The organism is Candidatus Komeilibacteria bacterium CG_4_10_14_0_2_um_filter_37_10, assembly GCA_002793075.1.
Lineage (GTDB): Bacteria > Patescibacteriota > Patescibacteriia > UBA1558 > UBA1558 > UM-FILTER-37-10.
Genome location: PFPO01000020.1, coordinates 1 through 8900, shown reverse-complemented (window position 1 = coordinate 8900; position 8900 = coordinate 1). Strand labels below are relative to the sequence as shown.

Below are 8900 nucleotides of genomic sequence, written 5' to 3'. Positions count from 1 at the left end.
CTGGGAAAAAGAATCAGGAATCAATCTGTGCAATCCACGATTGGATTTAAAATATACCATTGCCATGTCATTACTGAACTATGCTCAGGAAGAAGGTATGGCTAATGCTACAAAACCAAAGTGTGATTTAGCGGAAGTAGTCAAGAATTGGCAAGGATTTTTAGACACCGTTGATTTGCCTGGTATGAGTTTGAAGGGCGAGGGTAATAAAGCAGTAGAAAGTATTTTGCAAGGACTGCAAGAAGGCATGAGACCGGGCAATTCCGATGCCACTATCACTTTAACAATGAATGATAAATTGATTTCTAAGCGTTCTACTGAGGAAGATGCTGCTAGATTTAGAGCCGAGGGTAAGGAGGGGTCAGCAATAGGTAAGACCAATACCACTGATACAGAAGTGAAGACGCCAGCAGCTTTAGTACAAAGAGTTGGTGAAATGCCTATTACTATGGCGGAAGTGGAAGTGCCAGCAAAATCAGATCCGGCAGCTCTGAATATCACTGGCGTTTTAGCTCGCGCTTTTAGTACGTTTACTAATTCTTTAGCTTCACAATTATTACAACGTTGGATTAGAGAGGGCTTATATAATTTAACCAAAGCCAAAAATGCTCAGGTAGCGCTCACTATGCCACCCTGTCCATCTTGTGCGCAACAGCCACCAAGGCCGGGAGCTACTTTAGACGGTGCGGAGCTAGCTAAAGAAAATATTTTTACGCAACCAATTACACCGGAAGCTATAGAAAATTATTATGATGGTATGTTTACGGTATCAGTGGGTACCAGTGAACTATATAACCCATTGTTGGATTTCAGTTTTTGCCCCGAGCAAAAAGAACTGATCGGTATTAACAACTGTGTATTGGATCAGAAGTGGTATAACCTTTTTGATCGCAATGAATTTTTAACTTTGCAACAAGCGATTGATTTAAAATTAGTGGATCCCAAGACGCCATTGATTGCCGAAACAGATGCTCGTAATGGCGATATTCAGTACTGTTTTAAGCAGGGATTGTGTTTTTCTAATTTGCAGAAGATGCGCTTGGCTCGCTTAATCCCCCTGGGCTGGGAAATAGCCGCCAGTAAAAGCGATGGTAGTGTTACTCTCGGCCAGGTAATTGACTGTTTTGATAATGTTGAGTGTGAACTCAATACTAAGAGAAGTGATCATTTTGAAAAATTGATTGATCCTGATTGGCTACTCAAGTCGCCAACCGCCATCTGTCGCGCCAAGGGTTATGGGCCAAAATTGCAAGCAGCCAATGTCGCCGCGCGCGCTGAGGTTTGCGCTGATGCGCCGACTTGTTTGAAGGAAAATGATTTTGCTAGTTGCCAAGCTGGTGCTTATGGCTATTGTACCAGAGAAAAAAATGTTTGGCGTTTTGGTGGCGAGCAATGTTCACCGCAATATGCTTCTTGTCGTTCTTATGAGCAGCAAGGGTCAACTAATTATTGGATTAAGGACAGCTTGGAGTATTGTACTGCTGATCAGGTGGGATGTCGCTGGTATAGTCGTACCAAGGAGATTGATCGCAGCGCCGGAGCGGAAACAACTATTGTCAGCCCCAATCTAGCAACAGATATTTGTGATGGGACCTCGCGACTAATCTATCCTGATGCAGCAACTGTCAGTGCCTTTTGTAAATTAAAGGGTTATGCTGATGGTCAGATCAAAACTCCTGGTGAAACATCAGGTTTCAATACCTGGTGTCAGCATAATGGCAACTCTTGGGTAACTAGCAGTGCTAATAGAATGCCGCTCGAAGATATTAATTGCTATGGTTTGAATTGGACCAATAGCAAGGTTGTTTACCTTAATGGACAAGCTAAAAGTTGTGTTGCCAAAGACGCTGGTTGTCAGCAATTACTGAAGGTTGACGCTAGTATGAATTTGCTGGCTAACGGTGATTTTAAATTGGATGACGACGGTAATAGCCGACCTGATGGTTGGAATGAACTTAATTGGAGTAGTAGTTTGCCCTATGAAAATTATGAACGCATTCAAGTTGGCTATGGCTGGGAAGTAAATCAAGCCAATGTGCCAATTTTACCAGACACTATTTATACCGTATCATTGTCCGCTGCGCAGACGGCCGTTGATAAAACCGGCACGGCTCGTGCCACAGTTGTTCTATGCAATCAACAGGATAATTGTAATAGCGGTAACGGTATTGCCATCACCTTGGTTGGTGAGAACAGCGCTTGTTGGATTAGTAATAATGAAGTTAACATTTCTTTCCCACCAGCTGGTACAGACAATCAGCGTGAAAGCTGTAGTTTTACGGCTAGCGGACCTATTAAGTTCAGCAGGGTATTTTTGTTATCGGGCAGTGGTGGTGATGCTGTCTGGATAGATAATGTGCAATTAGAAGTCGGTGAAGGCGCGACTGACTATACTGAATACGGCACTACTAATTTTACGTATTTGAAAAAATCACCAGACTATTTATATTGCAATGATCCGCAAAGAGCCAGCTCTTTGTGCGCTAATTATTCGCCTAGCTGTAGCGCCAGCGATGTTGGCTGTGAACTCTATACCCCGCAAAATGGTGAACCAGCAGTACCTGGCGTCGTGAAAGCAGAGAACTATTGTCCAGCCGAGTGTGCGGACTATAGTCATTATCTGAAACGCCGAACACCAACGGAAGAGCATTTTAATGACAGCGCACAGAACACCGGCGTGAATATGATTGCCAGCACTGGCCAAAGCTGTACACTGGCCGATGTTGGCTGTGAGGAATTTACGGACATTACCAATCAAGAACAAAAAATTTATTATAGCTATTTACGAATGTGTGTGGATAGCACTGATCCTAATATTGCCACGTATTATACTTGGGAAGGATCTGACACTACTGGTTTTGAGCTTAAGACTTGGCGACTACTGAAGAGTGATTTTATTGATGACTTTGGTGGCGTTTGGCCGGGACCATGTACTGATGTTTATTACGATAGTACAGCGGGCAAAAACATTTGTCATGATAATGTCAATAGGTTTGTAGATAATTGTCAAAATAATTATAGTGACCCTAGTTGTCGAGAATATTTGGATGAAAATAACCAAAAGTATTTTCGTAAAGAGTCGCGGGTGGTAGCAGCGTCCACTGAGTGTCAGAAAATCCGAAGAACTGTCAATCCTACTGGTCCTACTGATTTAGCAATGATTTTGCCAGCGCAATCAACCACTTGTTCCGAGACAGTAGCCAATTGTCATGAATTTAAGGGCAATGACGGCAGTAATGTTCGTCAGGTTTTTGTGGACGATTTTGAATACAGTACCAATGATTGGACTGGTAACGCCGTATCTTTGAGTGCCGAGTCTGGTGTTATTGGCGGGCATTCTTTACGAGTCTTTACCGATGAAGATCCAAGAATTTTCAAAGGGGTACAATTGGAGTACGGACGATCTTATACGTTATCTTTCTGGGCTAAGAGCTGGGGTGATGATGAGGGCGCATCTTTGTCTATTGGTGCCGGCATCAAGAGCGGTAATAATTTTACGGAAAAGTTTCGTTTTAATAGTAGTAATGCCAGTATTGATTTGAGCACCCGATGGAAAAAATATGAGTATGGACCAATTTACTATCACTATGATAGTGGCGCGCCAACAACACCGGAGAATTTAACCATGCAATTAGCTTTTGGTTTGCCCAATAGTACGATGTATTATATTGATAATATTGTGTTAAAAGAGATTAGCTCGGATGTTTATTTGATTGATAATTCTTGGTCAGCAGCTGCTCAATGCGAGCCCTATCTTGGCTGTCGCGCTTACACTGATCGGGCGGATAACACCCATTATTTGTCTAGTTTTTATAGTGTTTGTCAGGAAAACAAAGTTGGTTGTCAGCAGTTTATTGATACCAAAAATAGTTCTTATCCTTTTGCTAAGAATTATAGCGCTGGTAATATTCTGAAAAATTCTAACTTTGAAGGTGATTATGATTATAATGGCGTTCCCGATGGTTGGAATTTTTGGAATAATTATGCTGATAATCTAGCTGGTAGTAATAAGATGAGCGTTGAATATAAAGCGAACGAAGGTCATAACGGTAGTAAGTATGTTAAATTAAGCGGCGATGGTTATGCACCTAATGGTGATAGCTGGATTGTGGCTAATCAGTATGTGGCAGTAAAGCCTAATACTAATTATTATTTTAGCGGTTATGTCCGAGCTGATTGGGCTGGATCAAATAATATGGGCTCGGTAGAGTTAATAGCTAAGCTGGGCATTGATAAGCCACGCAAGTCTAATCCGCGCGTGAGCTATGATATTTATAAAAATTCTGGCAGTCTGGGTAATAGTTGGACTAAAGTAGAAAAATCATTTACCACCGATAATGACACCTATGGTTTAGAAATTACTTGCGCGATGAATAATGGCACCAATCATGTTGCCAGCTCTTTCTGGTGTGATGATTTTCAGTTAGGCGAGGCTCTAACAGAGTCCACGGACCAGACAGTATATTTAGTTGATGATCAGCAGTACTACTGTAGTGAGAGTGCCAAGGGCTGTACAGAGATGGGACGTCCTACTATTGGCTTGAATGCAGTTGGTGGGGAAGAAATAAAATCTTGGAGTGAGGTTAACTATCTTTTGGATCCTGATCGCTATGAGTCAATCTTGTGCAGTAGCGAGTCAGCTGGTTGTGAGCAATATAAATCTGAAGGTCAGGTAGTGAATGTGAAAAACCCCGGAGCTAATACCTGTACCTATTTGAATAACTTTATTTATAATGGCACTCCTTATGAGCCTGGTTGGTATAAGACCTACTCCATACCAATAGTCGGTAGCACTTTGCCGGCTGGCGAGATCATGAAAACCTGTGCGCAGACAGACAATCAACCCAACCCTAGTTTACCGCGGCGCACTGATGATAATTGGCAGGGCTATGCAGGACTATGCGATGCCAAGAGTAATGGTTGCACCGAGCTTGTTGATCCACAAGCAACGCAAGGACAAAGCGTATTAGATAATGGCGACTTTGAGCAAGAGAGTGATGGTATTCTGACAACTAATTATAATATTCCTGACTTTTGGTATGACGAAAACGCTCATAATTCTACATATGAGTTATATAATCTAAAATATTATAATGGTATTAATTGGACATCAGTACCATGGGACAGAGATAAAGGTAAGAACAAAGGCAGGGATCAAGGGTACGGTATTAGTTTGAAAGCCAGCAGTGCATTTCTGTCCGGTGATTATAATATTTGGCTGCAAAAATATTTACATCAAAAGTTAAGTTTTCTGCAACCACAGACAACATATAACGTGTCAGTAGATTTGAAAAAGGAAAGCTATGGTCTTAATAATGATTTTCTGATCGGTGTGTCTTGTAAAAAACCAATTAAATCCATTGATAACAGTTTTGTTGATAGTAATCCTAGTGGCAGTAAATTGCAAACTATCACAATAGCTGGAGTAACATACTATACTGGCTATAAAAGGATTTATTTACCTAAAGATGCCAGTTCTGATTATAATACTTATTCATTTAAGTTTAATACCGTAGAAAGTAATAGTAAATGCTATTTATTATTGTTTGGCGCCTTGGGTAATGGGAATATCTGGACGGATAATGTGCGTATCCAGCCGACGCAATCTTACTATTATATTAATAGTAATCAGATCAATGAGGGTGATTGTAATGGTCAGGTGTCCTGGGATAAGGGCTGTATCGCCGTACTAGATAAGAGCAATGTTTCCTTAACCACCGGAGAACTTGCTAAGAGTTATAATTCTGTTGTTTCCTACCAAAAAAGTGTACAAAATAATGGCGCTAAAGCACCGGCACAGACGTGTACTAATCAGGAGAGCGGTTGCGACAGTAATCGCATCATCAAGGTGCGAGCAGATCGCGAGTGCGGTGAGTGGCTGTCCTGCTCTAGCTGGTCCTACTATACTGACCAACAAGGTAATGTGGTGCCATCGTGCTATGACCTTAACCGTTGTCAGCAACTGGACCCGGAGAATCCGGATACTTGTTTGAGCTGGGTTGACCAAGAACAAAAAACACTAACCAAGGAAGTTTATCAAGGCCGACAAGTTGGCTGGTCAGGCATGGAGTATTCCAGCTATTCTATTTTGAACACCTATCCGCTGGATGGACTAGTTGCTCGAAATGTTGATGCTAGCGGACAGTCTAATAATTTTTATTTAACTTATATTGGCAAAGATACGGAAGGTAAAGATAATAAAGATTTAGGGCAGGTTGGTGAGAATAGAGCAAAAATAGCCAAGAGTTGCCGGCTATATCCGGAACAAGAAGCGCCATTTGTTGCTGCTGGTGGTTCCGGACTGGAATTTGATGAATATAGTAATATTACCAATCGTCCAGCCACTTTAAATCAAGCTAATTTTTGTCAGTCTGGTGAGAATTGTGAATGTGACTACTATAAGACGGAATATACGATGGGGGAAACCAGATTTTATAGTCTGGGTGGTTCCACGCCCAATTCTATCATTTATGACGATCATGATGTTCTGACTAAACCAGATCCAATTTCTAAGATCAAGAAAAAAGCTGAGTATCGTGGCTGGTGGGGCTATTGCTTGGAGCAGGATAAGTCACGTAAAATTAGTGGTAGCAGTTTTGGTGAATATCCCTGTACTACTTGGATGCCGCTGGATATGGTCACGGGCGACTTTAATATTTTTGGTGGCGAGGCAGCAAATTCAGCTTGGCCAGAATCACTTTATTATTGTGCTGTTGCCAAAGGTGCTGCGGTTAGTTCAGTGGCGTTAAAATTACATCAGAGTAGTAGTGGCTGGCGGAATTATTACAACGGAACGGACAGCGATGATCCAATAAAGTGCGATTTGTATCGTCATGACATTACAAGAGGTGATATATCCTGTGATGGTAATGATATTTCTACTATTGAGAATAAGGATTATTCTATTTCCTTGAATACTACTAATATTGGTCAGAGCGTGTATAGGGATTCTGCGCTTACGAGTTATAAGGGGGATAATAATATTTGCGTACCCGATTTAAAGGGTACATATTACGTGACTCCATTGATACCAAATCTGCCAGACGGCAATCAATTAAACGATAATGGGACTCAAGTAGAATTTAAGCGTGTTTTTAGCGCAACAAGTACCAAAACTGGTAATTTAGACATAATTAATATGATGCCAGACAATATTACGGTAAACGATAATAATAAGCTAGATAAAAATATTTTTTATGGATCATTTGTTTTAAACTTACAGGACAAACATGAAAGTGATTCGGCGTCCTATGATGTTTATGCCAGATGTTTTATTACCAATAATAGTTTATCGTACACATGGGAAGAAGTAGTACAAAGTGATTTTGCCACTCTCTGTAACCCATCAGTTACCGGCGATAGGGCATTTGCTTTGTTGTTTTATTATGTTAAACACTCAGGGATTAATACAGGCGAGGACTCTACTTGTGATGAAAACAGTAGTAATGGTTTTGCTTTGGGGACTATGATTGTTTCCGCTACGGTATCCGGCCAATCATGGATTTTTGCTGACGGGCCCATGCAATATGCGTATGACGTACAAGTGTTATTTGGTACTCCTAGTGCAGACCACGATCAATGTACATATATAGTAGAAGGGAAAAGTCCTAAGACAACAGTTGTAGCAAATGGCATTCCTAATTTTCTCTATCCTTTCAATCAAGGAATTGATGGATTTTATGGGGCGTTAAACGGTAAAGAGAATAGAACTCTTCCCGAGACACTAGTTTCGTTGCAACCTCAAGCTAGTCATCCAAGTAGTGGTTATAAGCAAGCTGATACTGTTTATGGCTCCGATGGTTATCAGGTGGAGTGGGATGGAACGGTAGGGCACTATGGCGTTGATTTGGACCCGGTTAAGATACCAGATCCCAATAGGAGAAGTAGTATCTTGTTATCAATTAATAATGTCGCAAATGCGTTAGCAAAAGCCAGGGAATGGCTAGAGAAGATTTTTAATAATGGTAATATTTTTATAAAAAATAATTCACAGATCTATGTACCGAATACGAGTTGGTCAACAGGTCCATCAGTTATTGAGCCTCCGGTGGTCCATCCAGTAGAATTTAACCAACAAAAAAATGAATATTTGGAAAAAACAGAAATAAGCGGTTTTTCTATTAACAATACTTATAATCAGGACATTGTTCGTTATGGTCATTCCTATAACGCGACAATGAATTTTTATGCTTACGCTAAAGACGAACAGTCGCCGCTAGCCAGACTGTATATTGATTGGAGTGATGGCAATGTGGTTGATTATACGGCTCCAATTCGTAACCATAAGCCAATTTGTAGTCGTTACTGTACGAGTTCTGATATGATGTTGGATAGTTATGACATTGGTAGTTTTGCTATATTAGACAATCAATCTAATGTTAATCCAAACATTCCCAAGGGTTGGCAAGCCGACGTAATGTGTGGAAGTCCAAATAATGCAGAAATTACTCAAAAGGGGGATGCTAGTAGTGGATATTTTATGGAATTACTGACAAGGAAAGGGGCGTCATGGGCCGGATTAACAACAACTATGCCAGTGGTCGGTGGAAAACGCTATCGTTTGAGTTTCGAATATCAAACCCCCAATTCGCCGTCATGGGAAACTTACCCAAAACAGCTTGTAGTTCAGTCGTATTGCGCTCCTAATACAACGGGGTGCAGTGGAGCAGATGATAATTGGATTTCGCCAGGTGATATCATTTGGTCAGAATCACAACAAAAAACATCTTGGGAAGTTGTTAATTTGGATTTTCGAGCTAAATACAGTAATGAAATATTAAGAATATTCATTCCTTATGATATGTGTAAATCTTCAGCAACTGGCCCCACGATAGATTGCAGTGGTGGCGCTGGCTGTGCACCTGGTATGTGGTCAAATACATATGATGATCCACGAAAAG

The 8900-nt window shown here is 41.0% G+C and carries 1 protein-coding gene; it reads left to right on the top strand.

The window, feature by feature from the left end; all coding sequences use genetic code 11:
• A partial coding sequence (locus COX77_01040) for a hypothetical protein (protein PIZ99608.1) occupies window positions 1–8900 on the top strand: 8900 nt, incomplete at both ends.